Here is a 24,035-nt window from a genome sequence, read left to right on the forward strand (position 1 = left end):
TGTCGATTGGCCATCGGTCCTGCGTTCTCGATGCTAGCTCGTCAGGCCTCGGTGCTCGGCTGGGCTCGGTTCGAAACTTTCCTGCGGGGCCGGAGCGGATAGCCGATCTGTCCGAAATAGCTGGCAGGGATCGGATCATCGACGCCATACTTTTCCGGCGCCTTATTGCCTGTGGCATTGTAGGTGCCGAACAGCACGTCGAGGAGAGGCAGTTGCCCAGCGAAGTTCTTGTCATAGGCTTCGCGCTGGTTGGCATGGTGCCAGCGATGGAACTGCGGGCTGGCGATCAGCCACTTCAAGGGGCCGAACGGAACCCGCAGGTTTGAATGAACGAGCATCGTGTGCCCAAAGTAGATCATCGAAAAGACGGCGATCGAGGCCTCGGAGAACCCAAGGAGAAAGATCGGCATCAGCGATATCGCCTTTGTGGCAATCGCGTCGACCGGGTGGGAGTGGAAAGCGCCGAGCCAGTCCAGTTCCTCGATGCCGTGGTGAACCGCATGGAACTTCCAAAGCGCGGGGATTTTGTGGAAGGCGCGATGCGCCCAGTAGACACCGATGTCGGTGATCAGGATGATTTCCGCAACCTGCAGCCAGACGGGCTGACCGCTGACGGCTCGCGTCACCGATTGAGGGACAAGGACTGCGGCGACGTGGAGGACAACGGCCGCCATCATGACCATGGCCACCTTTACGATGAAGGCGTTGAACATCAGATAGATCAGATCGACATCGAAGCCCTTGCGAAAGATCTTCTGCGGCCGCTCGGCGAACAGATGTTCGAACGGAATGAAGATCAATGCGCAGATCAGCAGCGCCTTGATGCCAAAAATATCCATTCATCCGCCTCTATCGCCTTGTCTGTCGCGGCGCGGCCTGCGCCTGGGCTTCTGAACAGAAGCACATCTCTCCTTTCCAAAGGCTTGATATGGGCTTTGGGGTCGTGTTTGCGACGGGCAGTGCGACAGCGGCGCCCGCCATTGTCACATAGGCGTCGCAACAGGGCGATATCTGGCGAGCGCGCGGTTTGCGAACGCAGCGCGACCCGCGTCCTCCCAGGACTAACCCCTCCGGTTCCCTGCCGGTGGGGTTTTCTATTTCAGGTGCTATCTTGTGCAGGTTCCATCTTGGCAGCCGCGAATGATCCTTGCTATTGTGGCCTCACGGTCAGCACAGGACACCCCGTCATGGACGCAAGTGAAATGAGTGCGATCGGCGACACCCTCATGAGGATCGTCACGCCCGACATGTCTCCCAAGCAGCTTGTCAAGGCAGCTCAGAAAGCGCATCCCAACGCCTCGAAGAAGGACATTGCCAGAGCGGCCTTCTTTTCGATCATCGCAAACGCGGATCAGGATATAGGCAAGGCCAAGAACCTGCAGGCATTCGCGATCGCCGAGCGCACCCAGCAATCCGACTGAGCAATCGCCTGGCGTCGCGCGGGCTGCCATCGCCGCGCCCTTATCGCCGCGGATTGCTTGCGGGCAGTGCAGGATGGCGATGAGAACTCGTCTACGCCTTAGCCCTCCAAGATGCCAACTGAAGATCAGCCGGAATTCATTGAAATCGCGTCTGGTTTTCGGCCGACTTGTCCTGCTCTGTCACGCTCTTCTGACTGTTTCGAGCATCGTAGCTCGCGACGCCGGGCCGCGCTGGTTGAGGAGCGTTCTGCCTCCCCTAAGCAATAGCGGCAACACGCTCACGGCGGACGGCTCCGCATTAGTGGCGGAGCTTTTCAAGATCACCGCTGGATCGGCAAATGTGGATCGTATTTTGCCGACCGACACGCCCGAGGCCGCGCAAAATAAATGGCGCGACTGGATCGGGTAATTCCAGCTACGGCGTGAGCAGCGGCTATCCGAACCGAAGGGCTATATTGGCACGAAAGTTCACGACGCCATTTCGGGCGATCCTGCCGAATAGCGCGCGCGCCCTTGGTATCAAACCGACGTTGAATCCCTTGGAGACCCGCTTTAAATAGAGGTACTTACAATCTCAGCTATTGGGAGGTAGCGATGGTTGAAAGCCGTACAGACATCGCGCGCGCGATGATCGACGCCACCTTCATCTCGCAGCACCGATCTAGGGCTGAAATTGCCTCACTGCGCTTCGACATAGATCAAACCCGGCGTGCAATCGCGGCATCGCGCGACCTTCTAAAGCGGTTGCGCAAGCGCAAGATAGACGAGGCGACCAGAAACGTTGAGCGGCACCACGTGTCCGCGTTCGATGCAGACATTCTCCGCAACGTCTTTCATGACTTGGCCTTGGAAATGAAGGCACCGGAGGGTCAATGGCGCGATCTAGCTCAGAGCCTGGTCTACGAGTTCACCGGATGCGAGCGCGTTGAAGCTGCCTTAGTGGATTGGATTATCAGGAAGTAGGCGCTTGGTGCGTTTGCTACATAAGTAAAAGCCTGTCGCAGCCAATGACCGTTGCGACGGGCTTTCTCAGCGGCCCTGTGAAGAAGAGAATCCACTTCTGTTTAGAAATCACCAAGCCGTGAATTTGTTCCACAACGGGACAAGCTATTTTCGCGTATGAAATCCTCATAAGCCACGCGGGGGCGGCGGCCGTGTTAATGTCGCGATATGGTGTCTACTGGCCCGCTGATCTGGCTATGCTCAAGCGGGTGCTTGATCGGCTGTGCTACGAACGCCGCCTCGCCAAGAAAGACCGGGAGCAGCGCGAATTCTTGGCTATGAAAGTCTTCCAAATTTTCGATGACGGGATTACGGACGAAGCGGACCTATTGCGGAAGCTTTCCAAACGGCGAAGGGCCTAGCATCCGACACGCGGCAATTTACGAGTGACAAATTCACAACGAATTCAAGATCAATGGCGCGGCATGCGCTGTTAGCCGCGAGAAAAGTTTGAATGCCGACCGGAACGCTTCCGGCCTTTAGGTCCGACTGGTACGTGTCACTGTCCTTTCCCTGTCGCACCTGACGCATTGGCCGCAATATCGGGTAAAATCCGAAGTGGTCCCTCTCAGTGGTCTGCGCTACGATCACGGCGACAGCACCCCCATGCTTTCCGCTATGCATACAGGAGTTCGCCGGCCGGTGCGACAACCATGCAGGCGAACCGACGATCCCGCCGCAGTGTTCATGCTGGCTTGGACGTGGCGCTGTGCGATTTGCGTGAATGGCACAGACAAATTGTCAATCGAGCAGCAAACATTCAAACAAATGGTCGCAAAGCCTTCTTGGCCATGTCTTTGGCTACTGGCGACAAATTAATCAGCAAAATCAGCAAAAATGGCGGGCCGGTCCTCCGCCCGCTTATGGTCAGGGCTTTTCCGCAAGCTTTTCGACCGTCGCAATGATCGCCTTGGCCAGTGCTTCGGCTTCATGGATAGGTTCCGGTCCGTAAAGCTCTAACACAGCTTCCTCACTCGGCAGGACGCCGGCAGGGCACGTTTCCCTCAATTGCCATCCGCACCATGTGAAGCGCTGTCCAGCAAGCGGCTACGTCTTTGTCTGCCATAACCGTTTGAACATTCAATTTGCCTAAAATGTTCCGGAACTAATTTAGCCATCGCGCCTTGACTCGCGGTTGTTGGGGCAGTGCATGCGTTTGGAGTTCATCCCTCCGTTGATGCCAACTTTGGTGGAAAAGCCGCCAGAGAGCGCGGATTGGATTCACGAAGTCAAATTTGACGGCTACCGATCGCAGATTGTTCGCGACGCCGAGGGTGTTCGAATATTCACCCGGCGCGGTCTCGACTGGGCGGCAAAATATCGGGACTTCTCCAAAGCCGCTGCCGCGCTGAACGTTGATAGCGCGATCATCGACGGCGAAATTATCGTTCTCAACGAATCCGGCAATTCGGATTTCGGCGAGTTGCGCAAAGCGATCACGCGCCGGCAGCACGATCTCTATTTCGTCGCCTTCGATCTCTTGCATCTAAACGGTCACGATTTGCGGGACATGGTATTGGTGGACCGTCGCGAATCCTCGCCGTATTAATTCCCGACGGACAGCGCATTCAATTCAGCCAGGCGCTACCGGGCGATGCGAAGGCAATTTTTCATTTGATCGACCAAGCCGGCCTTGAAGGCATGGTATCGAAACGGCGGGATAGCGTTTACCGAAGCGGACCATCGACCGCGTGGCTTAAGACCAAGGCTTTCAGCGTCGATGAATATGAGTTGCTAGGCGTCGAGCGCGAGCCGGGCAAAACCAGCCTTTGCGTTGATGGCAGAGCGCGGCACCGGACGTTATGTCGGCTCCGCATTCATCAACGCCGGCCGGGAGGTACGCGAACGCCTCTGGAAGCACGTCCAGGAGCATGCAGGACCTCCGCCGAAGGGGATGAAGCGTTCGGCAACGCAATGGGTCAAGCCGGGGCTGATTGGCCGCGTGAAGCATCTGCGCGGCGAGGAAGATTTGCGTCACGCGTCGTTGCAGGATTTTTGGGAAGAGCCTGATTAGCGCCGGCTATGGCCAAGAGAGGCCAGTTGCACGTGCAGCGAGTTGCAGGCGGCGGTGTGGGGATGACCGGCAGAGATACGTCGGTTATCTAATGGAACGGGACAAGGCCGGCGCAGTTCTAGCGTCCTTGGACGGGCCGGCCTCTTTGATGATCCGCAAGGCTTCTTCTGCGGTAATCCCGCACTTCCGCGCATAGTAGACCGCTTCCGTTTGAGCCTCGTCTTCAAACGGTAGCTCAATAGAGTGCTTTGCTTTGCGCCTCGCCTTCTTGCCCACCCGACGAATCATACCACAATTTTGATATGAATACGTTACATTAGGTGAGTTGAGGGGGCCGCCCCACCGGCAGGTGAAAAAAATGGGAACAACAATACCAAACGCCGCCTTGACGCCGTAGGAATTTGTTCCTTATTGCTCATACAAAGGGTTGTTTAACGGGACGGGCGGGCGCTGCGCTCGCCGGGCTAAGCCATGGGAAAAACGGCAGAAGATAATTTCCGGATTGAAGTTTGGGATCGTGAGGAAAAAACACTTGTCGAAACGATCTGCCGATCACCAGATTCAACGGTCAGCCAAGCGGCATGGCAAGCGGCTGTCCGGCGTCGTCCGGGCATGGTGCTAATCCACTACAACGGTCGCCACAGGATGGAGAAAATTGTAACTCCAGGCGAACCGACTGTTCCTCCGCAAACCATCATTGACGGCAGCATCCACGCCGGCCTGGACTTGGCGATTTGCGCGATTGGCACCGGTTGCGCGCATGGTGCAAAAATTGCTCGCACCATGCGGACGTAAAGCCGGCAGCGCTGAATAAACGATATGGCAAGGACGCATTGTTCAGCACGGTCGAGCGAGCGCTGTTTTGCACAAGCTGCGATCGCGGCGGACCGGTTAGGCTGGAGATTCACAGCTTGCCGAGGGGATAGCCTCGGCTGCTATCTGGCGCTTTGTCTGGAATTGAATGAAAGTCGGGATTCAGAATTTTCAATCGGAGCATTCATGAGCAGTGGACCAGAAGAAGGCGGATACTTTCGCCGAAATTACCTGCGCGAGCCGGTCCTCTTGGCGGATAGTGTGCGCGCACGGCGTCGTTTAGTAGCTTGGTTCGCCGCCGCGAGAATGGGCGACAAATCGGATTTTGCCGAGCAAATGGAAAGAATGTTCGGCGTTGCTTATCCGATTAGTTATAACCATTCCGCTTTCTGGGAAAAGGAGGACATAGCAGACATCCTCAGTGGCATTACGTTGTGGCTGAAGATGAACGGTCTTCATAATCTCCTGCTTGCTGAGGCGCGAGCAATAATTGCCGAAGAATCCCTCCGGTATCGAATAGACGACAAGGGTGGAGTGCATTTTTTCGTAGACGAAGAATTTGAGCGAGCGATTCAAAGCACCATGGCGGGACTAGGATCGACGCGGTTCACCGCTGCAAATCACGCGTTGCAAGACGCATTATCCAATTTGGACGTCGCCCACCAAAGCGGGAAAGGGTTAATTAGCGGGATTTTCGAGGCTGTTGAAAGCGCATTTATAACAATCATCGGTCCAACTAAAATTGACCGAATAAGCCCGAAAGCGATTGACGACCACCTAAGGCCGAAACTCCTAAACCATTTCTCCGCTTATCCGGAAGCGGGGGACAAGGTTGACAGGCTCTTAGGAACTTTCAAAGCGTGGGTTCATTCTGCCCATCCGTTCCGCCACGGTGCTGGTTTCGACCAGGCACACGAAGCGCCCCTCGACCTAGCAATTGCGACGGCAACGCAAGGCATGAGTTTCTTGCGGCTGATCGTGGCGCTATAGAACGCTTTCGGTTTGGCTAGTCGTCTGGCTATTTAGAGCCGAAAAATGCGAGAAAACCCACCATTTCGGCTTGACTTGGCGGAGGGAGTGGGATTCGAACCCACGGTGAACTTGCGCCCACGCCGGTTTTCAAGACCGGTGCCTTAAACCGCTCGGCCATCCCTCCAGTGACTGTTCATCACAGGCGACTGCTCTAGTGTGCCTGGCAAAGACCTGTCAACCGGCTTCCGTGAAGCGCGCATGACCCAGACAGGTGATCCCCGGCAAGCAGCGTCACAATCTTGCCCGGTTCCGGCCATAATCGGTTAATACCGTGATAAACAATTCCTGCGCAAAAAGGATCGGGGTTCTAGTCGCCTTTGGTATTGTCGAGTGAGTGCTTTGGCTCCTCTGATGTCAAACGGCGGCATCTTTGATTGAGACTGTAGGGGATTTCAGGAACATGCAGGCTGCGACGCGCCCGCGTCTTCGTCGCGCTTCCACGATTGCGCTGTTTGCTGCGTCGGCCGCGTTGCTGGCGGCGTGCGCGTCGCCGCAGCCGAAGGCGATGGTCAATCCCAAGCATCGATCCAAGGAATATTTCGCCGAAACCGAATATGGCGTGAAAGCCAGCCCGCGCGTTGCCTTCATGCGGCGTGGCGGCGGCCGCGACCAGCTCGGCAAACCCTACCAGGTTCGCGGCAAGTGGTATTATCCGAAGGAAGAAAAGCGCTACGCCAAGGTCGGTTTGGCCTCCTGGTATGGTGATGCCTTCCACGGCCGGCTGACCGCCAACGGCGAAGTCTACGACGTGGCGCACCTGACGGCGGCACACCCGACCATGCCGCTGCCGAGCTATGCCCGCGTCACCAATCTCAAGACCGGCAGTTCGGTCATCGTCCGCGTCAATGATCGCGGACCCTACCACGAGGGCCGCATCATCGACGTGTCGCAGCGTGCCGCGGAGATGCTCGACTATGCCAATGTCGGCACGGCCGAGGTGAAGGTGGAATATGTCGGGCGCGCGCCGCTCGACGGCGATGACGACCAGTATCTGATGGCCTCCTACCATCCCGGCAATAGGCGCCCGGACCCGTCGGACGGCCTGCCTAGCGGCGTCATGGTCGCCATGAACGGGCCGTCGCCGAGCCTGCCGGTGGGTGCCGCCGCCGCGCCGTTCCCGGGCCAGATGACGGATTCCGGCCCGGCCTTCGCTCAGCCGGCTGCCCTGTCGGCGCAGGCGCCGGCCTTCGGCGACGTGGCACTGCCCGATTTCGGTCCGATCGTGCCTGAGCGCCCGGACATTATGCTGCCGCCGCGTTCGCCGTTCGCCGTGGCTTCGCTGTCCTATACGGATGAACGCGTGCGGCGCGCGGATGTTTTTGCCGCGTTGGACGACAGCGGCATGTCACCGGCCGACATCTTGCGGTCGTGGAAGAAATCCAATCCGAAGGCGTCACCGTCCAATTCCGACTATGTCGCCGCCGGCACCTTCGACAATGCCGCTGAAGCCAAGCGCGTGGCCGCCGCACTCGAGCCCTTTGGCCGGATAGAGATCCAGCGTTCCGATCTCGACGGCAATGACTGGTATGCCGTCAATCTCTATCCGGATGGCCACGGCGGCGTGGACGAATTGCTGCAGGCGGCGTGGACGCATGGCGCGCCCGATGCGCTGGCCGTGCGCGACTGATACGCGAGACGGATTCCACTGAACAGTTGATCCGTCCCGGAAAAAGCCGGATAGTTTCGCTGGCTTGCCGGAGGGACCGGCCAACGGGTCGAATTTCATGCAGTTTCGCTTGCTTCAGCCTTTTGCCGGGGTTCTTCTTCTCGGTCTCCTGCTTTCTCTGACCCCGGCCCGCGCACAGCTTTTCGAGACCAAGGCCGCACAGGCCTTCATGATCGATGCCGATACCGGCACGGTGCTGTTTTCGAAAGATGCCGACAAGCCGATCCCGCCGGCCTCAATGGCCAAGCTGATGACCATGGAAGTGGTTTTCAACGGCCTCAAGTCCGGGCGTCTCAAGCTCGACGACACGTTCGTCGTGAGCGAAAACGCCTGGCGCAAGGGCGGCGCGCCGTCGGGAACGTCGACGATGTTTGCCAAGCTCAAATCGGCGATCCGCCTCGAGGACCTGATCCAGGGCGTGACCGTACAGGCTGCCAATGACGGCTGCATCGTCATCGCCGAAGGCATGGCTGGATCCGAGGACAATTTTGCCGCGCAGATGACCGAACGCGCCCGCCAGATCGGCCTCAAGACATCGACTTTCGTCAATTCGACCGGTCTGCCGGCGGACGGTCAGCAGACGACAGTGCGCGAGCTGGCCCAGCTTGCCCTGCATTTGTGGCGCGATTACCCGGATTACTATCGCTACTATGGGCTGAAGGATTTCACCTGGAACAAGATCACCCAGAAAAACCGTAACCCGCTGTTGGCCATGGACATCGGCGCCGATGGCCTGGTTGTCGGTGCCAGCGAGGCGGCCGGCTTCGGTATCGTCGCTTCGGCCAGCCATAACGGCAGCCGGGTGATCGCGGTGATGAGCGGGCTTGCCAACGACAAGGAACGCGCCGAAGAGGCGCGCAAGCTACTCGACTGGGGCGCGCGGTCCTTCGAGAAGACCGAGATATTCGCCAGGGACGAGGTGATCGGCGAGGCCCAGGTTTTTGGCGGGGCGAAATCCGGCGTGACGCTGAAGGCAAAAGGGCCGATCGACATCTTCCTGCCGATCACCAACCGTGACAAGCTGACGGCCCGGATCGTCTACACCGGCCCGGTCGCCGCTCCGGTGGAGGCAGGGCAGCCGGTGGGCGCGCTGCGCGTCTGGATCGGTGATACGCTAAGCCAGGAGACGCCACTCTTCGCCGCCGAGTCGATCAGTGTCGGCACCTTGCCGCAGCGCGCACTCGATGCCGTCAAGGAACTGGCGATCGGCTGGCTGCGATAGCACCGACGGCATGGACGTTTTCCCGAACGCGGACTATCTAGAGCGCAACAATCCACTCCAACATGGACAAAGGCTCTTTCGATTGGCGCGCGGATTTTTCATCACCTTCGAAGGCGGCGAGGGCGCAGGCAAGTCGACGCAGATCGAGCGGCTGGCGAGAAAGATGCGCGCCAAGAAATACGATGTCCTGCTCACGCGCGAACCGGGCGGCTCGCCAGGCGCCGAAGCGGTCAGGCATGTGCTGCTTTCAGGCGCCGCGGAGCCATTCGGGCCGAAGATGGAAGCGCTGCTCTTCGCCGCCGCGCGCTCCGACCATGTCGAGCAGGTCATCCGACCCGCGGTCGAGCGCGGCACCATCGTGTTGTGCGACCGCTTTCTGGATTCCTCGCGTGTCTACCAGGGCGTTACCGGTGGAATCGATCCGGCGTTCATGGAAACGCTGGAGCAGGTCGCGATCAACGGCATGATGCCGGACATGACGCTGATCTTCGATATCGATCCGGCCGAGGGCCTCAGGCGCGCGACGCTGCGGCGCGGCAGCGACGCGGGCGCCGACCGCTTCGAAAAGGAGACGCTCGCCATCCATCAGGCCCGGCGTGATGCCTTCCTGGCCATCGCCGCGGCCGAGCCGGGACGCTGCATCGTCGTCGACGCGTCGGCCGATCCAAACACGGTGGAGGATGTCGTCACCGCGGCCGTGTTCGCGGCACTCGAGGCGAGGGCACCCGCGCGCAACAGGCAGGCCGCACCGGTATGATCTTCGAACGCATCGCGCCGGAACAGCACGATACGCTGGACGGCGTACCCGAGCCCGCCGAAACGCCCCGTCTTGTCGGACACGGGCAGGCGGCCGGCATGCTCGCCGCCGCCTATCGGTCGGGAAAGCTGCCGCATGCGCTGATCTTCGCCGGACCGGTAGGCATCGGCAAGGCGACGCTGGCCTTCCATCTTGCGCATCATCTGTTGAAATACCCGGCCTTCGATCAGGCCCCGGAAAGGCTTGCCGTGCCCGATCCGGCGTCGCCGCTGTTTCGCCAGATCGCAACCGGCGCACATCCCGGCGTGCTGCACCTGACCCGTCCGCTGAACGATAAGACCAAGAGCTTCAAGACCGTCGTCACCGTGGACGAGATCCGCAAGGTCAGCCGCTTCCTGTCGCTGACCTCGCATGACGGCAGCTACAGGGTGGTGATCGTCGATCCCGCCGACGACATGAATGCCAATGCCGCCAACGCCTTGCTGAAAAACCTCGAGGAGCCGCCGGCAAGAACGCTGTTCATTCTCATCGTCCATGCGCCGGGCAGCCTGCTGCCGACGATCCGCTCGCGCTGCCAGGTGGTACGCATGACGCCGCTCGATGCCGACGATTTGCTGGCGGTGCTGCAGACCGCCGAGCCGCCGCCGCCGGATGATCCGGCAGCACAGGCGGCACTGGTCGAACGGGCAGGGGGCAGCGCCCGCAACGCCATCCTGCTGACCCAGTATGGCGGGCTGGAGATCGCCCAGACGCTCGATGGGCTTGTGGCGGCAGGAAAGAGCGACGTCGGCGCAACCTACCGCCTTGCCGAGGCCGTCGCCGGGCGCGATCAGGCGATCCAGTTCGACATCTTCAATCGCCGGGCGCTCGATCTTTTATCGGACGCGGCAAGCCGGGTGGCCCTGGACGGGGACCTTGCGCGTGCCAAAGCGTTGTCGGACACTTGGCACGAGGCGCTGAACGCTATATCTGAAACCGACACCTACAATCTCGACAAGAAGCAGCACGCCCTGACCATGATCGACCGCCTGAAGTCTGCGATGCGAATGTGACGGCCTTTTCGATGCATGCCGTTGGCCCAAAACCGGGGTCACTTTTGGCGGCATGCATTGGTCTCGGGATGGCAATCGCCATTCCGATGCGATATCCACCGCCACGGCTTCCATTCAGACATTCATGACGGTTCATTCATGTCACGCGACACATTCTACATCACGACCGCGATCTCCTATCCGAACGGCAAGCCGCATATCGGCCATGCCTACGAGCTAATCGCCACCGACGCGCTCGCCCGTTTCCAGCGGCTCGACGGCAAGCAAGTCTTCTTCCTGACGGGCACCGACGAGCACGGAATCAAGATGCTGCAGACGGCGAAGCGCGAAGGCATTTCGGCACGCGAACTGGCCGATAGCAATTCAGCCGATTTCAAGCGCATGGCGGCCGCGCTCAACGCCTCCAACGACGATTTCATCCGCACCACGGAAGAACGGCATTACGCGTCTTCGCAGGCGATCTGGAAGGCGATGGACGCCAATGGCGATATCTACAAGGGCGGCTATGCCGGCTGGTACTCGGTGCGCGACGAAGCCTATTACGGCGAGGAGGAGACGGAGGTCCGTCCCGACAATGTCCGCTATGGACCACAGGGCACGCCTGTCGAATGGGTGGAGGAGGAGAGCTATTTCTTCCGCCTCTCGGCCTATCAGGACAAGCTCATTGCCCTCTATGAAAACCAGCCCGACTTCATCGGCCCGGCCGAGCGGCGCAATGAGGTGATGAGCTTCGTCAAATCGGGGCTGAAAGACCTGTCGATCTCGCGCACGACCTTTGATTGGGGCGTGCCGGTGCCTGGCGACGACAAGCACGTGATGTATGTGTGGGTCGACGCGTTGACCAATTATATTACCGGTGTCGGCTATCCCGATGAAAAGGCTGATAATTGGCGCTTCTGGCCGGCCGATGCACATATCATCGGCAAGGATATTGTGCGCTTCCATGCGGTCTATTGGCCAGCCTTCCTGATGTCGGCTGGCATCCCGCTGCCGAAGCGCGTTTTCGGCCACGGCTTCCTGTTCAACCGCGGCGAGAAGATGTCGAAATCGGTCGGCAACGTCATCGACCCATTCACCATGATCGAGCATTACGGTCTCGACCAGGTACGCTATTTCTTCCTGCGCGAAGTGCCGTTCGGCCAGGACGGCAGCTACAGCCATGAAGCGATCGTGAACCGCACCAACGCCGATCTCGCCAACGGCCTCGGAAATCTGGCGCAGCGCTCGCTGTCGATGATCGCCAAGAATTGCGGCGGCGTGGTGCCGAAGCGCGGCGACCTGACCGATGCCGACAGCACGATCCTGGATCAGGCGGCGGCCGCTCTTGCCACCGCGCGCAAGGCGATGGCCGAACAAGGCATCCATCTGGCGCTGGCGGCGATCTTCGGCGTCGTGGCGGAAGCCGATCGGTATTTCGCCGGGCAGGAGCCATGGGCGCTGAAAAAGACCAATCCGGAGCGCATGGAAACGGTGCTGTGGACGACAGCCGAAGTGGTACGGCGCGTGGCGATGCTGTGCCAGCCCTACATTCCGGGATCGGCCTCGAAGCTGCTTGACCTGCTGGCGGTGCCGGCGGACAGGCGCGACTTCGTGCACGTCCACGCCGATCATGCGCTTGTCCCGGGTTCCGCCTTGCCTGTGCCGGAAGGTGTGTTTCCGCGTTACGTCGACCAGCCGGACGCGAACGCCTGATGCTCGTCGACAGCCACTGCCATCTGGATTTTCCAGATTTCGCCGAGGAGCGGGCGGCCATTGTCGCCCGCGCCGTGGCGGCCGGCATCGGCCGCATGGTGACGATATCGACCCGTGTGAAGCGATTTCAGCAAATTCTTGAAATCGCGGAGACTTTCGACGAGGTGTATTGCTCGGTCGGCACCCATCCGCACAATGCCGCAGAAGAGCTCGACGTTACTGCCGCCGACCTTGTCCGTTTATCGGCTCACCCCAAGGTGGTGGCGATCGGCGAGGCCGGGCTTGATTATTTCTACGACAAGGCGCCTCGCGATGCGCAAGCGCAGGGCTTTCGCGCCCACATCGCCGCCGCTCGCGAAACCGGACTGCCTCTGGTCATCCATTCGCGCGACGCCGACGAGGACATGGCCGATATCCTCGAGCAGGAAACGGGGAAGGGTGCCTTTCCTTTCATCCTGCACTGTTTCTCGTCGGGTCGCCAGCTGGCCGAGGTGGGCGTTTCGCTTGGCGGCTATGTGTCGTTCTCAGGCATACTGACATTCAAGAATTCTGCCGAATTGCGCGCCATCGCCGCCGATGTGCCGCATGACCGGCTGCTCGTCGAGACCGACGCGCCATATCTGGCGCCAGTACCATTCCGCGCCAAGCGCAACGAGCCGGCCTATGTCGCGCAAACCGCCAAGGTGCTGGCCGAGACGATCGGGGTCGGTGAGGCTGAAATCGCTGCATTGACGACGAACAACTTCTTTCGGCTGTTTGGAAAAATGCCGCGCCCGGACCAGCGGGCGTCCAACGCATGAGCGACAGCCTGCGCGTCACCGTTCTCGGCTGCGGCTCGTCGCCAGGTACGCCGCGCATCACTGGCGACTGGGGCAAATGCGACCCGGAAAATCCAAGGAACCGGCGCACGCGCACGGCAGCGCTGGTCGAGCGGATCGCCGCGAACGGCAATCGCACGACCGTCGTCATCGACACCGGACCGGATTTCCGCCAGCAGATGTTGATGGCCTCTGTCAGGCGCATTGACGCGGCCGTCTATACCCATCCGCACGCGGACCACATTCACGGCATCGACGATCTACGCGGCTTCGTCCTCGATCAGCGCCAGCGGATCGATATCCACGCCGACCAGCCAACGATGCTGCGGCTGCGCCAGGCGTTCGGCTATTGCTTCGAGACACCAGCAGGCAGTTCCTATCCGCCGATCGTCGAAGCCCACATCATCGACCACGCCAAGCCGGTGGTGATCGAGGGAGAGGGGGGTGCCCTCGCCCTCGAGCCTTTGCCACAGATCCACGGCGATATCATCTCGCTCGGCTTTCGCGTCGGGACGCTGGCCTACTGCCCTGATATCAGCGACTTTCCCGATGCCACCGTCGAAAAGTTGCGCGCCCTTGAAGTTCTGATCATCGACGCGTTGCAATACAGGACGCATCCGAGCCACCTGTCGCTTGGCCAGGCGCTTGAATGGATCGAAAAGCTGGCGCCGAAACAGGCTGTGCTGACGCACATGCACGTGCCGCTCGACTACGCCACGGTCAAGGGCGAAGTGCCTGCTAACGTCACCCCGGCCTATGACGGCATGGTGATCGAAATTCCCTATGAATCAGCGTGATACGAACGGTCCCTCATGAGGACGTTCGGCTCCTTGGGCCAAATATCAGCAGCATTCCAATCCGCTCATAGCCCATGCTGGGATAAAGCAGCGCTCCGGCGTGGGTCGCCATCAACACCGAGCATCGCGACCCACGGACCTGGTCATCGTGCAGCATTTTAGCCATCAGCGCCTTGCCGATGCCGCGACGCCGTTGTGAAGGCTCGACATACATGTCCGCGCACCAGGTTGCGCCGACAGCGTTCACGCTGCGGACGCGCCCAACGATATCGTCGCCTTCGACCGCCACATACTGGGGAACGGCGCGCCGTCGCCGAGCAGATCGGTCGCGATCGGCCGCCTGCGCATGATCTTTCGCAACTGCGCGGCCCGTTCGGCTGTGCGCACACGTTCGATCAAGACGAGAGCTGGCGGGCTCGGTATCCAGCGCAGGGGCTGAACGAAAAAGCCTTCCGTCCGCAGCAGCCGATAGCCGAGCGCTTTGTAGGCGGTTCGGGCTGGTCCATCCGATTCGTCGTTCGCGATCACGACGGAAACAGCAAAACCCGGCCGCGCATGCTGCCGCACGATCGCATCAGCTTCCTCGGCGGCGACGTCATGGACGACCCATTCCTCGCTGCGATAGTCGCGAGGATTCTTGCGCTCGGCATCGCGCATCAGCCACAATGGTCCGACGCGGCTGGCTTCGTAGGGAAAGGTTCGGCTTCTGCCCGTGCTGTAGCCATGCACGAACACTTCAATCGCCACTTCGATCTCACGCCTTGCTGTCGTCATTCACGCAGCGTAGCGTTGGCCATCAGCTCAAGGCAACACGCATCGATCGATGCCAAACCCATGAAAATCAGCGGCAATTCCCAGCCGTCGGGAAATGTTTAAGTTCCATAATCTATCTTATGCGACTTTCGGACGTGGTTGTGGAAGAGCCGCCGCTGGCGATCTTGCGCGGGCCGGCACCTTGCGCCCTGAACGGCTTGGCTTGGGATTTCGTCCGATCACAACCATCCTGCACACGTTCGGCTCCAAAGTTCATCATGACCGTATCGACCTCGTTCCTGGGCTTTCCCGATCACCACGCTGGTGGCCAGACGCCCCGGGCGGTTATCTTCGGAGCCGGCCACGGCAGCACCTATCCAGGCAAGGACAGCAGCGGCCATGCCTTGGCCGCCGACGCGATCCGGGCCGCGAGCCAGGACGATGCCGCACTCATCGAGCACTGGGATTTCGATCTCGGCGGGCCGCTGTTCGACAGCAAGGCGATCTGCTGCATCGACGCCGGCGACATCTTGACCATCCTGCACGACAATGCCGGCAACCGGGCCCGTATCGAGGCAAAGACGCGCGAGATCCTGTCCTTGCCAGGCGTGCCCATCCTGCTCGGCGGCGACTGTTCCGTGACCATTCCCTTCCTCGCCAGCTTTGCCGACCATGGACCGATCTGGGTCCTGCAGATCGACGCCCATATCGACTGGCGCGACGAGGTCCATGGCGAACGCTACGGCTATTCCAGCCCGATGCATCGTGCGAGCGAGATGACGCATGTCGCCGGCATCGTACAGGTCGGCCTGCGCAGCGTCGGCAGCGCACGTATCGCCGACGTCGAAGCGGCACAGCGCTATGGCAGCCGTTTCGTGACCGCACGCCAGATTCACGCCCAGGGCGTCGAAGCCGCCCTTCGGCATATTCCGGAAGGAGCGCGGGTCGTCGTCACCCTCGATTGCGACAGCATCGACCCAGGCATCATGCCGGGCGTGGCGGCGCGCACGCCCGGCGGCCTCACCTACACGCAGGTCATCGATCTGATCGCGGGTCTCGGCAAGCGGGCCAGGATCGCCGGATTCGATCTCGTCGAGTTCTATCCGCCCGCCGACATTGACGGCCTGTCGGCGCTGACCGCCGCGCGCCTTCTCGTCAATGTGATCGGCACCATCGTCCGGCAGTTTAAAACCTCGCTCGTACACCGATCTAAAAAGGCTGTCCAAAAAGGAACGATTCATCACCAACCTTATCGGGCGCCCTGCTCACTCGACGATGCGGATCTGATATGTCAGAACGTGTTTGGCGGTAGGCTCGATCAGCATGACGCCAAGCTTGTCGCGGAACTCGCCGTCGAAGTCCCCCGGGCTCGCGATACCGTGCCAGGGTTCGATGCACAGGAACGGGGCACCGCCCGGCTTTGACCAGATGCCCAGTTCCTCAAATCCCAACCATGTCATTTCGATCGCCGGACCACGCTCGGCCCCATAGCGCACGCTGGTGCCGGCAGGCTGATCCAGGATGACGGCGTCGTCGTCGAACAGCCGTTCGGAGAGCGTCAGTGTCCTGCCTTTGATCGGTGTTGGCCACGACTTCGGAAGCAGTAGGCCATCCTTGAGCCGGCGGATCGGCGCCGGTTCGGCCTCGGCAAAGGTCAGCCGGTAGGCCTCCTTGGGCAATTCCGGCAACAACGGCCAATTGAATGCCGGGTGTGCGCCGATCGAGGCCGGTAACGGCTCGTCACCAGTATTGGTGATCTCGAAGTTCACACGAAGCTGCTGGGGCTCCAGCGTGTAGGTCACGGCCAACCGAAAGGCGAAGGGGTAGTGCGCACGCGTGTCGGCATCGTCGGTGAGAACCAACGTACAGGATCGAGGTCCCCTCTCCGCCCAGTCGAAAGGCTTGTCGCGCGCGAAGCCGTGCTGCGTCATCGGATAGGTCCTGCCGCGATGGCGCAGTTGGTCGCTCTTCAGCCGGCCGACGATCGGGAACAGCACTGGAGAATGGCGGCGCCAGGCTGGTCCGGCCTGCCACAGGAACTCAAACCCCTGCGCATCCCGTAGCGAAACCAGTTCGGCACCCTGCCCGGTTATAACAGCCGAGATGCCGTCGCCATGAAGCGTTTGGCTGTCTGCCACATGTCCTCGCGCGATGTTGAAGGCTGGTGCGGCGCGCAGACTAGCAAAAGCTCTCGGGGACTCAAGATGTAGCCAGGTCTTGCCGGAACGAATTGTGGCCGGAGGATTTCTCCTCCGGCCACCTCTCCGCATCAAGGACGACAATCCTCGCCCTTGCCCACAGCGGACAGTCGTTACTCGCGCTCGCCGGTGAAATTCAGCAGCAGCTGGAAGATGTTGATGAAGTTCAGATAGAGCGAGAAGGCGCCGAAGACGGCCAGCTTCTGTCGAGATTCGGCATCGAAATTCTCGGCATACTGTTCCTTGATCGTCTGCGTGTCCCAGGCGGTCAGGCCGATGAAGACAGCGATGCCGATCACCGAGATGGCGAACTGCAGCGCGGTCGAGCCGAGGAAGATGTTGACGATGCTGGCGATCACCACGCCGATCAGGCCCATGATCAGGAACGACGAGAACTGCGTCAGATCGCGCCTGGTCGTGTAGCCATAAAGGCTGGTGGCACCGAACATGGTGGCGGCAATGAAGAAGGTGCGCGCGATGCTGGTTCCGGTGAAGACCAGGAACACCGAGGCGAGCGACAGGCCCATCACCGCGCAGAACGCCCAGAACATCATCTGGGCGCTGGCAGCCGACATGGTCTGCATCTTGAACGAAAACAGCATGACGAATGCGAGCGGCGCCAGCATCACCACCCACTTCAGCGGGCTGGAGAAGATCGGCACATAGAGCGCCGGCGTCGACGACACCATGAAGGCGACCAGGCCGGTGACCACGAGGCCGAGACCCATATAGTTGTAGACGCGCAGCATGTGCTGCCGCAGGCCCTCGTCGTACATGGCACCGGTTTGGGTGCCCGTTCCCACGGGGTATCCCAGATTGGGGGTATTCATTGGGTGCTCCTTTGTGAATCGGTCAGTAAAGCGTTTTGGCGAGCGTCTCGGCGGCGCGGTCGAGATCATGAACTCCGCTGCGCGCGACCACCGCATAGGCGACCTCGCCGATCTGGAAGTAGGCCGCGGAAATGTCGCCCGACGGCGCAACGGTCGGCTTGACCACGTCGAAGGTTCCCGGCCGGATCGCAAACAGCGACACCAGGCCCATGTCCGTGGTATCAGCCGCCATCTCGACGCTCGGGCCGAAACGTGATGGATAGACCTGCACGTCGCGCACCTTCCAGTCCTTGGGCAGCGACGGCATGACGATCGCGGTCGCCGCACGGATCTCGCCGGCATTGTAGTTGTGTGCTTCCTGCTGCGAGGGCATGGTTTCGCGCACCAGCGTCGTCCTGTGTGCCCGCACCGCATCGTCGACATAGGCAGGCGGCTGCGGCGAAGCGACGACCTTGGTCACCGACATCGGCCCGATTATGCCGTTCGCCAGCCAGCCGGCGGCAACGAAGGCGGCAACGGCGGCAGCGCGCTGCAAGACGCCGAAGATTCGGCCGCGGGCAAGCCCCCTCTCCAACCGGCGGGCCGCATCAGCGGTCGCCGGCCGCGCCATGCCTTTCGAGCCGGCGAGCGCAACACGCAGTTCATCGCGGGTCCTGAGATCCGACATTACGCGCGCGGCCGCCTCCGGACGGATCGACAGGAAGGCCTCGACCTCGATGCGGCGGGTGACATCAAGCTGGTCGTCGACATAGGCATCGAGGTCGGTGTCGGTCACGGGGTCGACAAGAGCGGTCATGAGTCGCCTCCCACAATCCTGAGATGATTTTTTCCGCGCGCCGGGGCGGCGTCTTCCATCTGGCGCAAGGCGGCGCGCGCCCGGCCGATGCGCGACATCAGCGTGCCCAGCGGCACACCGGTGGCATTGGCCGCCTGCTGATAGGAAAGCCCTTCGATGGCGACCAGATGCAGCGCCGAACGCTGTTCTTCCGGCAGGTTGAAAAACGCGTCCCGCACCTGCGCCAGGCGCACCGAGTGCTCCTGCGGCGCCGGTGTGCTGGCGGCAGCAAGATATCTGGCCTGTTCGACACGCAGCGCTTCCGAGCGGCGCGAGCGCATGCGGTCAACAAACGCGTTGTGGACGATCGAGAGCAGCCACGCCCGCAGGTTTCCGCCGGAGCGAAAGGTGCCGCGCCGCTCATAGGCGCGCACTAGCGCGTCATGCACGAGGTCCTCGGCTTCCGCATTGTTACGCGTCAGTGACTGTGCGTAACGCCGCAGCGGCCCGAGCTGTCCAACAATATCGAAGCGTGGCATCGACCGTTTCATGCCCTGTTTACGGAGCATGTGGGGATTTTAATCCCGGCAGCGCTATTATTATTATCCGGATTTGCCGGAGTACATCGTTCGCCGTTGCCCTCGCCTCGCCCGGGCTTCGTAGAGCGCTGTCAGGCCCGAAGCGGTCTTGCCGGTTTTGGGGCAGTTACCCCGCAGGCACGCAACACCCACCTGCGGCCGTCGCTCCGAAAATCGGTGATGCTGAGCGGCTCGATGTCGATCTTCCCGCCGGCGGTAAGCGGCGCACCAAGCACATGCAGGATCGCGGCGCGGATGATGCTGGCGTGCGTCACTGCGATTGTGTGCCCATGCTCGGCGATCAGTCGACCCATCAAGTCCGAAGCCCTGCCTGCGACATCGGCAAGCGACTCGCCACCGTGCGGCGCCGCATTGGGGTCCGTGAGCCAGGCGGTGATGTCGGCGGGCTGCTCCGCCTGCACGTCCTCGAAACGCCTGCCGGCCCATCGGCCATGGTACCGATCGGCCAGAAGCGGTTCAACCGATGCGTCCAACGCCAGCGCCTCGGCGGTCTGCCGGGCACGAAGCGCCGGGGCTGTCCACACGCGGTCGGCACGGCGCAATGTTCCGCGCATAGCCTTCGCCAGCGTCAGCGATCGCGGCTCCAGCGGCTCATCCTCCGGGAACGCACCCTGCCGGGTCGCGGCCGTGGCACCGTTGCAGATCATCGTCAGCCGTACGAGCATAGAGCGTGCCTTCCCTCGAGCCGTTGAAAGCGGCACGGTCAGGTGCCGGTTTTTGCCTTGACGTAACCAAAACCGCTGGTGAAGCGCGCTCGATTTGCGTATCACTCCGCCGCGCCAACGGAACCATAGCGATGTTCGAAGATCTTCAGCCAGCTCCCGCCGACAAGATTCTTGCCCTGATCGGCCTCTATCGCGCGGATCCGCGTCCCAACAAAGTCGACCTCGGGGTCGGCGTCTACAAGGATCGCGACGGCAAGACGCCGGTGATGCGTGCCGTGCGCGAAGCCGAAAAGCGGCTGCTGCAGGACCAGGATACCAAGACCTATCTCGGACTTGCCGGCGACACCGGGTTCAACATGGTGATGGCCAAGCTCGCCTTCGGCCCGGGCGCGGACATGTCGCGCATTCGTGCGGCACAGGCGCCCGGCGGCTCCGGGGCGCTGCGGCTTGTGGCGGAACTGCTCAAGCGGACGCGCGCGGACGCAACCGTCTGGCTGTCGAACCCGACCTGGCCGAACCATATGCCGGTGATGCGCGCCGCCGGGCTGCAGATCCGCGAATACCCCTATTTCGATGCGGCCTCGGGCGCGGTTCGTTTCGACGACATGCTGGCGGCGCTGCGGACGGCCAAGAGCGGCGACGTGGTGCTGCTGCATGGCTGCTGCCATAACCCGACCGGCGCCAACCTGGATGCCGCCCAGTGGGCTGCCGTTGCCGAACTGGTCGTCGAGCACAGCCTGCTGCCGTTTGTCGACATCGCCTACCAGGGCTTCGGCGACGGTCTCGAGGCCGACGCCCTCGGCTTGCGGCTGCTGGCTGCGAAAGTTCCCGAAATGGTTGTCGCGTCCAGTTGCTCGAAGAATTTTGCCGTCTACCGCGATCGTGTCGGCGCGGCAATGGTCCTGGCCAGGGACGGCGCGCAGGCCGATGTGGCGATGAGCCAGATGCTGTCGGCGGCACGCGCCATGTATTCGATGCCGCCGGACCATGGGGCGGCGGCGGTGCGCATCGTGCTGGAAGACGCCGCCTTGCGTGCCGACTGGGAAGCAGAGCTGGAAGAGATGCGCCTGCGAATGCTCCGCCTTCGTGTCCAGTTTGCGGAGGCACTGCGCCGGCAATCCAACTCCGACCGCTTCGACTTCGTCGCCAGCCATCGCGGCATGTTCTCGCGGCTTGGCCTCACGGAAGCGCAGGTCGAGCGGCTGCGCACCGAACATGGCGTCTACATGGTCGGCGACAGCCGCATCAATGTCGCCGGACTGCCCGAGGACGGCATGGATGACCTCGCCAAGGCCATCGTCTCCGTACTCGACTGAAGCGGCTCACCTGTGGACAAGGCGCCCTCGCCGGCTGACGGGATTGGCCGCGCGGCGGCCGCAGGATAGCATCCGCTACCATGACGCCATCGAAAGACATTTCGCGCCTGATCGAGATCATGGCGGCACTGCGCGCGCCGAAGACGGGCTGCCCGTGGGATATCGAGCAGGATTTCTCGAGCATCGCGCCCTATACGATCGAGGAGGCCTATGAGGTGGCGGATGCCATCGCGCGCGGCGACCTCGACGATCTGCGCGACGAGCTCGGCGACCTCCTGCTGCAGGTCGTCTATCACGCGCAAATGGCCGAGGAAGCCGGCGAATTCGCCTTCGGCGACGTGGTCCGGGCCATTACCACCAAGATGATCCGCCGCCACCCGCATGTCTTCGGCGACGAGAAGGCCCGCAGCGCCGGCATGGCCAAAGGCATGTGGGAAAAGATCAAGGCACAGGAAAAGGCTGAGAAGCGGCAGGCTCGCCTCGCGCGCGGCCTCGACCCCGAAGAGAACGGCAAGGGGTTTCTGGACAGCGTTCCAGTCGCCCTGCCCGCCCTGACGCGGGCGTTGAAACTTCAGGAGAAAGCTGCCCGTGTCGGCTTCGACTGGAGCGAGGCGGCCCCGATCCTCGACAAGATCGAGGAAGAGATCGGCGAACTGCGCGAAGCGCTGGCCAAGGGCGATACGGCGTCGATCAAGGATGAGTTCGGCGACATGCTGTTTGCCGTCGTCAACCTCGGCCGGCACCTCAAGCTCGATTCGGAAGCCGCGTTGAGCGGCACCAACGAAAAATTCCGGTCGCGCTTCCACTATGTCGAGCAGGCCCTGGAAAAGTCCGGCAACACGCTGGAAAACGCTGATCTGGCGGAGATGGAAGCGCTCTGGCAGGAAGCCAAGGGCGTAAAGTAGGCCTATAGGACAGCAATTCCAGACGGGAAAGGCTACACTTTTCCTGGAATTGCTCCGATTTACCCGTTGTTTTTGCGGCGCAATCGGCTCTCTATCTCTTCGCGGGCGCTCCGCGTGGCCTTGAGCGAGATGGTGGCGCTGCCGTCGTCATTGTCGGTTCGCGAAACGACATCGCCATTGCGGTAAAGCCAATCGACAAGACCGAATTGGGCTGGCTCGATCGTCACCGTCAGGTCCTCGATCTCGCCGGCCATCCGTGTCTCGATGATCGCCTTCAGCGCTTCGATGCCTTCGCGGGTGACCGCCGATATGGCGATCGGCGGACCCTTGATGCCGTCGGCTGCATCCGCAAGCAGCCGGCTCCTGTTGCCTTCGTCGAGCCGGTCGATCTTGTTCCAGACTTCGATCACACGCTTCGTGTCCCTGGCATCGACGCCAAGGTCGGCCAGGATGCGTTCGACGTCCTCGGCTTGCGCTGCCGTGTCGGGATCGGAAATGTCGCGCAGATGGATGACGAGATCGGCCTCGACCACCTCTTCCAGAGTGGCGCGAAAAGCGGCGATCAGATGCGTCGGCAGGTCCGAGATGAAACCGACGGTGTCCGACAGGATGATCGGCGTGCCATGTGGCAGACGCACGCGGCGAAGCGTCGGATCGAGCGTGGCGAACAGCATGTCCTGCGCCAACACCCCCGCCCCGGTCAGCTTGTTGAACAGCGTCGACTTGCCGGCATTGGTGTAGCCGACGATCGCCACCACCGGGAACGGCACCTTCTTGCGCTTGGCCCGGTGCAGGTCGCGTGTGCGCCGCACTGTTTCCAGCTCGTGCTTCAGCTTGATGATCTTTTCCTGCAGCTGCCGCCGGTCGGACTCGATCTGCGTTTCGCCGGGGCCGCCGAGAAACCCGGCGCCACCGCGCTGGCGTTCAAGGTGGGTCCAGCTGCGCACGAGCCGGCCCTTCTGGTAGTTCAGATGCGCCAACTCGACCTGCAGCGTGCCTTCCTTGGTGCGGGCGCGCTCGCCGAAGATTTCCAGGATTAGGCCGGTGCGGTCCAGCACCTTGGCGTTGAATTCCTTTTCCAGATTGCGCTGCTGCACCGGGGTCAGCGGATGGTCGACGATGACCAGCTCCGCGTGGTTCTCCTTGACGATTTCGGCGAACTCTTCGACCTTGCCGCTGCCGAGCAAGGTCGCCGGGCGCGGGTCGTTGACGGTCACGACAGCCGTGTGGACCGGATCGAGATTGATGGCGCTGGCGAGGCCGACCGCCTCGTCGTGGCGCGCGTCGGCCGAACGCGTCAGCCGCGGACGATTGGTCTCGTCGTCACTGCGTGGCTGGCGGGTCAGGACCGGGACGATGACAACGGCCCGGGTTGGACCCTTGGCTTCCGTCCCGGGATCGTGCGCTGGTTTTCCGCGGACCGTGCCGTCCGCGTCTTTCTCACGTGCCAATCAGGCGCCCTGGCTTTCCTCGCCATCGAACATCTGAACCGGCTGGCTCGGCATGATCGTGGAAATGGCGTGCTTGTAGACGAGCTGAGAGTGACCGTCGCGGCGCAAAAGGACACAGAAATTGTCGAACGAAGTGACCACGCCGGTCAGCTTCACGCCGTTGATGAGAAAGATGGTGAGCGGGTTCTTGCTCTTGCGAACTGAATTCAGGAACAGGTCCTGAAGGTTTTGCGATCGTTCCGCCATTGTTCTTGTCT

General features: G+C 61.4%; 25 protein-coding genes, 1 tRNA gene and 2 pseudogenes. 17 read left to right on the forward strand and 11 right to left on the reverse strand.

Annotated elements, in window-relative coordinates; translation table 11 throughout:
• Positions 1-41: 41 nt before the first annotated feature.
• Entirely contained in the window at positions 42-839 is a 798-nt protein-coding gene (locus FJW03_RS09070; protein ID WP_140606902.1) for a sterol desaturase family protein, read from the reverse strand.
• A 348-nt stretch (positions 840-1,187) separates the two neighbouring features.
• On the opposite strand from FJW03_RS09070, the gene FJW03_RS09075 reads away from it, so the two are divergent.
• The 7 genes and pseudogenes from FJW03_RS09075 (at position 1,188) to FJW03_RS09105 (ending at position 6,240) form a co-directional block, all read left to right on the forward strand.
• Positions 1,188-1,421: a hypothetical protein gene (locus FJW03_RS09075; RefSeq protein ID WP_140606901.1), complete on the forward strand. Its 234-nt coding sequence runs from the start codon at positions 1,188-1,190 to the stop codon at positions 1,419-1,421.
• A 139-nt stretch (positions 1,422-1,560) separates the two neighbouring features.
• The gene (locus FJW03_RS09080) at positions 1,561-1,830 is read left to right on the forward strand and encodes a hypothetical protein (RefSeq protein WP_140760291.1); all 270 of its coding nucleotides are present in this window, start codon (positions 1,561-1,563) and stop codon (positions 1,828-1,830) included.
• Between the two features lie 185 nt (positions 1,831-2,015).
• The gene (locus FJW03_RS09085; RefSeq protein WP_140760293.1) at positions 2,016-2,384 is read left to right on the forward strand and encodes a hypothetical protein; all 369 of its coding nucleotides are present in this window, start codon (positions 2,016-2,018) and stop codon (positions 2,382-2,384) included.
• Between the two features lie 763 nt (positions 2,385-3,147).
• On the forward strand, positions 3,148-3,375 hold the full coding sequence (locus FJW03_RS09090) for a hypothetical protein (protein ID WP_181173113.1): 228 nt from the start codon (positions 3,148-3,150) through the stop codon (positions 3,373-3,375).
• Positions 3,376-3,573: 198 nt separating this feature from the next.
• Positions 3,574-4,437 (forward strand): annotated as a pseudogene (locus FJW03_RS09095) (RNA ligase family protein).
• A 471-nt stretch (positions 4,438-4,908) separates the two neighbouring features.
• Complete coding sequence (locus tag FJW03_RS09100) at positions 4,909-5,232, forward strand: hypothetical protein (RefSeq protein WP_226890621.1); 324 nt, start codon at positions 4,909-4,911, stop codon at positions 5,230-5,232.
• A gap of 204 nt (positions 5,233-5,436) precedes the next feature.
• Entirely contained in the window at positions 5,437-6,240 is an 804-nt protein-coding gene (locus FJW03_RS09105) for a hypothetical protein (protein WP_140760297.1), read from the forward strand.
• A 76-nt stretch (positions 6,241-6,316) separates the two neighbouring features.
• Here the strand turns inward: FJW03_RS09105 and FJW03_RS09110 are convergent.
• Positions 6,317-6,406: transfer RNA gene (locus tag FJW03_RS09110), tRNA-Ser, on the reverse strand.
• A gap of 276 nt (positions 6,407-6,682) precedes the next feature.
• Between FJW03_RS09110 and FJW03_RS09115 the strand changes: the two genes are divergently transcribed.
• The 7 genes from FJW03_RS09115 (at position 6,683) to FJW03_RS09145 (ending at position 14,286) form a co-directional block, all read left to right on the forward strand.
• The gene (locus FJW03_RS09115) at positions 6,683-7,909 is read left to right on the forward strand and encodes a septal ring lytic transglycosylase RlpA family protein (protein WP_140760299.1); all 1,227 of its coding nucleotides are present in this window, start codon (positions 6,683-6,685) and stop codon (positions 7,907-7,909) included.
• Positions 7,910-8,006: 97 nt separating this feature from the next.
• Positions 8,007-9,170, forward strand: coding sequence for a D-alanyl-D-alanine carboxypeptidase family protein (locus FJW03_RS09120; RefSeq protein ID WP_140760301.1), 1,164 nt, complete (start codon positions 8,007-8,009; stop codon positions 9,168-9,170).
• 82 nt (positions 9,171-9,252) lie between these two features.
• The gene (tmk, locus tag FJW03_RS09125) at positions 9,253-9,927 is read left to right on the forward strand and encodes a dTMP kinase (RefSeq protein ID WP_140606882.1); all 675 of its coding nucleotides are present in this window, start codon (positions 9,253-9,255) and stop codon (positions 9,925-9,927) included.
• Positions 9,924-10,979: a DNA polymerase III subunit delta' gene (locus FJW03_RS09130; protein WP_140760303.1), complete on the forward strand. Its 1,056-nt coding sequence runs from the start codon at positions 9,924-9,926 to the stop codon at positions 10,977-10,979. The genes tmk and FJW03_RS09130 overlap by 4 nt, the downstream gene beginning before the upstream one ends.
• Positions 10,980-11,117: 138 nt before the next feature.
• Entirely contained in the window at positions 11,118-12,671 is a 1,554-nt protein-coding gene (metG, locus tag FJW03_RS09135) for a methionine--tRNA ligase (protein WP_140760305.1), read from the forward strand.
• Positions 12,671-13,471, forward strand: a complete 801-nt coding sequence (locus FJW03_RS09140; RefSeq protein ID WP_140760308.1) for a TatD family hydrolase — start codon at positions 12,671-12,673, stop codon at positions 13,469-13,471. Before metG ends, FJW03_RS09140 begins: the two co-directional genes overlap by 1 nt.
• A complete protein-coding gene (locus FJW03_RS09145; RefSeq protein ID WP_140760310.1) occupies positions 13,468-14,286 on the forward strand; it encodes an MBL fold metallo-hydrolase in 819 nt (272 codons plus the stop codon). Before FJW03_RS09140 ends, FJW03_RS09145 begins: the two co-directional genes overlap by 4 nt.
• A 13-nt stretch (positions 14,287-14,299) precedes the next feature.
• Here the strand turns inward: FJW03_RS09145 and FJW03_RS09150 are convergent, their stop codons facing one another.
• On the reverse strand, positions 14,300-14,575 hold the full coding sequence (locus FJW03_RS09150; RefSeq protein ID WP_226890622.1) for a GNAT family N-acetyltransferase: 276 nt from the start codon (positions 14,573-14,575) through the stop codon (positions 14,300-14,302).
• On the reverse strand, positions 14,530-14,943 hold the full coding sequence (locus tag FJW03_RS09155; RefSeq protein ID WP_226890623.1) for a hypothetical protein: 414 nt from the start codon (positions 14,941-14,943) through the stop codon (positions 14,530-14,532). The genes FJW03_RS09150 and FJW03_RS09155 overlap by 46 nt, the downstream gene beginning before the upstream one ends.
• Positions 14,944-15,317: 374 nt before the next feature.
• Between FJW03_RS09155 and FJW03_RS09160 the strand changes: the two are divergent.
• Positions 15,318-16,223: pseudogene (locus FJW03_RS09160) on the forward strand (agmatinase); the annotation flags it as partial.
• Between the two features lie 81 nt (positions 16,224-16,304).
• On the opposite strand, the gene FJW03_RS09165 reads toward FJW03_RS09160, so the two are convergent.
• From FJW03_RS09165 to FJW03_RS09185, 5 genes are all read right to left on the reverse strand, one after another.
• Positions 16,305-17,177: an aldose 1-epimerase family protein gene (locus FJW03_RS09165; protein WP_226890624.1), complete on the reverse strand. Its 873-nt coding sequence runs from the start codon at positions 17,175-17,177 to the stop codon at positions 16,305-16,307.
• Positions 17,178-17,350: 173 nt separating this feature from the next.
• Positions 17,351-18,067, reverse strand: a complete 717-nt coding sequence (locus tag FJW03_RS09170; RefSeq protein ID WP_140760314.1) for a Bax inhibitor-1/YccA family protein — start codon at positions 18,065-18,067, stop codon at positions 17,351-17,353.
• 22 nt (positions 18,068-18,089) lie between these two features.
• On the reverse strand, positions 18,090-18,863 hold the full coding sequence (locus FJW03_RS09175) for an anti-sigma factor family protein (protein ID WP_140760316.1): 774 nt from the start codon (positions 18,861-18,863) through the stop codon (positions 18,090-18,092).
• Positions 18,860-19,393 (reverse strand): sigma-70 family RNA polymerase sigma factor, encoded by a 534-nt coding sequence (locus FJW03_RS09180; protein ID WP_413466501.1) that lies wholly within the window; start codon positions 19,391-19,393, stop codon positions 18,860-18,862. Before FJW03_RS09180 ends, FJW03_RS09175 begins: the two co-directional genes overlap by 4 nt.
• 119 nt (positions 19,394-19,512) lie before the next feature.
• Complete coding sequence (locus FJW03_RS09185; RefSeq protein ID WP_140760321.1) at positions 19,513-20,106, reverse strand: histidine phosphatase family protein; 594 nt, start codon at positions 20,104-20,106, stop codon at positions 19,513-19,515.
• 131 nt (positions 20,107-20,237) lie between these two features.
• On the opposite strand from FJW03_RS09185, the gene FJW03_RS09190 reads away from it, so the two are divergent.
• Both FJW03_RS09190 and mazG read left to right on the forward strand, forming a co-directional pair.
• On the forward strand, positions 20,238-21,422 hold the full coding sequence (locus FJW03_RS09190; RefSeq protein ID WP_140760323.1) for an aromatic amino acid transaminase: 1,185 nt from the start codon (positions 20,238-20,240) through the stop codon (positions 21,420-21,422).
• Positions 21,423-21,502: 80 nt separating this feature from the next.
• Positions 21,503-22,327: a nucleoside triphosphate pyrophosphohydrolase gene (gene mazG, locus FJW03_RS09195; RefSeq protein ID WP_140760325.1), complete on the forward strand. Its 825-nt coding sequence runs from the start codon at positions 21,503-21,505 to the stop codon at positions 22,325-22,327.
• A gap of 59 nt (positions 22,328-22,386) precedes the next feature.
• Here mazG and hflX read toward each other — a convergent pair whose 3' ends face one another.
• Complete coding sequence (gene hflX / locus FJW03_RS09200; protein ID WP_140760327.1) at positions 22,387-23,778, reverse strand: GTPase HflX; 1,392 nt, start codon at positions 23,776-23,778, stop codon at positions 22,387-22,389.
• The gene (hfq, locus tag FJW03_RS09205; protein ID WP_006202172.1) at positions 23,779-24,024 is read right to left on the reverse strand and encodes an RNA chaperone Hfq; all 246 of its coding nucleotides are present in this window, start codon (positions 24,022-24,024) and stop codon (positions 23,779-23,781) included. It lies immediately after the preceding gene.
• Positions 24,025-24,035 lie beyond the last annotated feature (11 nt).

The sequence above is a fragment of the Mesorhizobium sp. B4-1-4 genome (assembly GCF_006439395.2).
GTDB lineage: Bacteria > Pseudomonadota > Alphaproteobacteria > Rhizobiales > Rhizobiaceae > Mesorhizobium.

What these genes read in the sequence shown, in the direction of transcription:
- FJW03_RS09070 (WP_140606902.1), bottom strand. Translation starts at nt 839, where the DNA reads ATGGATATTTTTGGCATCAAGGCGCTGCTGATCTGCGCATTGATCTTC.
- FJW03_RS09075 (WP_140606901.1), top strand. Translation starts at nt 1,188, where the DNA reads ATGGACGCAAGTGAAATGAGTGCGATCGGCGACACCCTCATGAGGATC.
- FJW03_RS09085 (WP_140760293.1), top strand. Translation starts at nt 2,016, where the DNA reads ATGGTTGAAAGCCGTACAGACATCGCGCGCGCGATGATCGACGCCACC.
- FJW03_RS09090 (WP_181173113.1), top strand. Translation starts at nt 3,148, where the DNA reads ATGGCACAGACAAATTGTCAATCGAGCAGCAAACATTCAAACAAATGG.
- FJW03_RS09100 (WP_226890621.1), top strand. Translation starts at nt 4,909, where the DNA reads ATGGGAAAAACGGCAGAAGATAATTTCCGGATTGAAGTTTGGGATCGT.
- FJW03_RS09105 (WP_140760297.1), top strand. Translation starts at nt 5,437, where the DNA reads ATGAGCAGTGGACCAGAAGAAGGCGGATACTTTCGCCGAAATTACCTG.
- FJW03_RS09115 (WP_140760299.1), top strand. Translation starts at nt 6,683, where the DNA reads ATGCAGGCTGCGACGCGCCCGCGTCTTCGTCGCGCTTCCACGATTGCG.
- FJW03_RS09120 (WP_140760301.1), top strand. Translation starts at nt 8,007, where the DNA reads ATGCAGTTTCGCTTGCTTCAGCCTTTTGCCGGGGTTCTTCTTCTCGGT.
- FJW03_RS09130 (WP_140760303.1), top strand. Translation starts at nt 9,924, where the DNA reads ATGATCTTCGAACGCATCGCGCCGGAACAGCACGATACGCTGGACGGC.
- metG (WP_140760305.1), top strand. Translation starts at nt 11,118, where the DNA reads ATGTCACGCGACACATTCTACATCACGACCGCGATCTCCTATCCGAAC.
- FJW03_RS09140 (WP_140760308.1), top strand. Translation starts at nt 12,671, where the DNA reads ATGCTCGTCGACAGCCACTGCCATCTGGATTTTCCAGATTTCGCCGAG.
- FJW03_RS09145 (WP_140760310.1), top strand. Translation starts at nt 13,468, where the DNA reads ATGAGCGACAGCCTGCGCGTCACCGTTCTCGGCTGCGGCTCGTCGCCA.
- FJW03_RS09155 (WP_226890623.1), bottom strand. Translation starts at nt 14,943, where the DNA reads ATGCGCGATGCCGAGCGCAAGAATCCTCGCGACTATCGCAGCGAGGAA.
- FJW03_RS09170 (WP_140760314.1), bottom strand. Translation starts at nt 18,067, where the DNA reads ATGAATACCCCCAATCTGGGATACCCCGTGGGAACGGGCACCCAAACC.
- FJW03_RS09175 (WP_140760316.1), bottom strand. Translation starts at nt 18,863, where the DNA reads ATGACCGCTCTTGTCGACCCCGTGACCGACACCGACCTCGATGCCTAT.
- FJW03_RS09180 (WP_413466501.1), bottom strand. Translation starts at nt 19,393, where the DNA reads ATGAAACGGTCGATGCCACGCTTCGATATTGTTGGACAGCTCGGGCCG.
- FJW03_RS09185 (WP_140760321.1), bottom strand. Translation starts at nt 20,106, where the DNA reads ATGCTCGTACGGCTGACGATGATCTGCAACGGTGCCACGGCCGCGACC.
- FJW03_RS09190 (WP_140760323.1), top strand. Translation starts at nt 20,238, where the DNA reads ATGTTCGAAGATCTTCAGCCAGCTCCCGCCGACAAGATTCTTGCCCTG.
- mazG (WP_140760325.1), top strand. Translation starts at nt 21,503, where the DNA reads ATGACGCCATCGAAAGACATTTCGCGCCTGATCGAGATCATGGCGGCA.
- hfq (WP_006202172.1), bottom strand. Translation starts at nt 24,024, where the DNA reads ATGGCGGAACGATCGCAAAACCTTCAGGACCTGTTCCTGAATTCAGTT.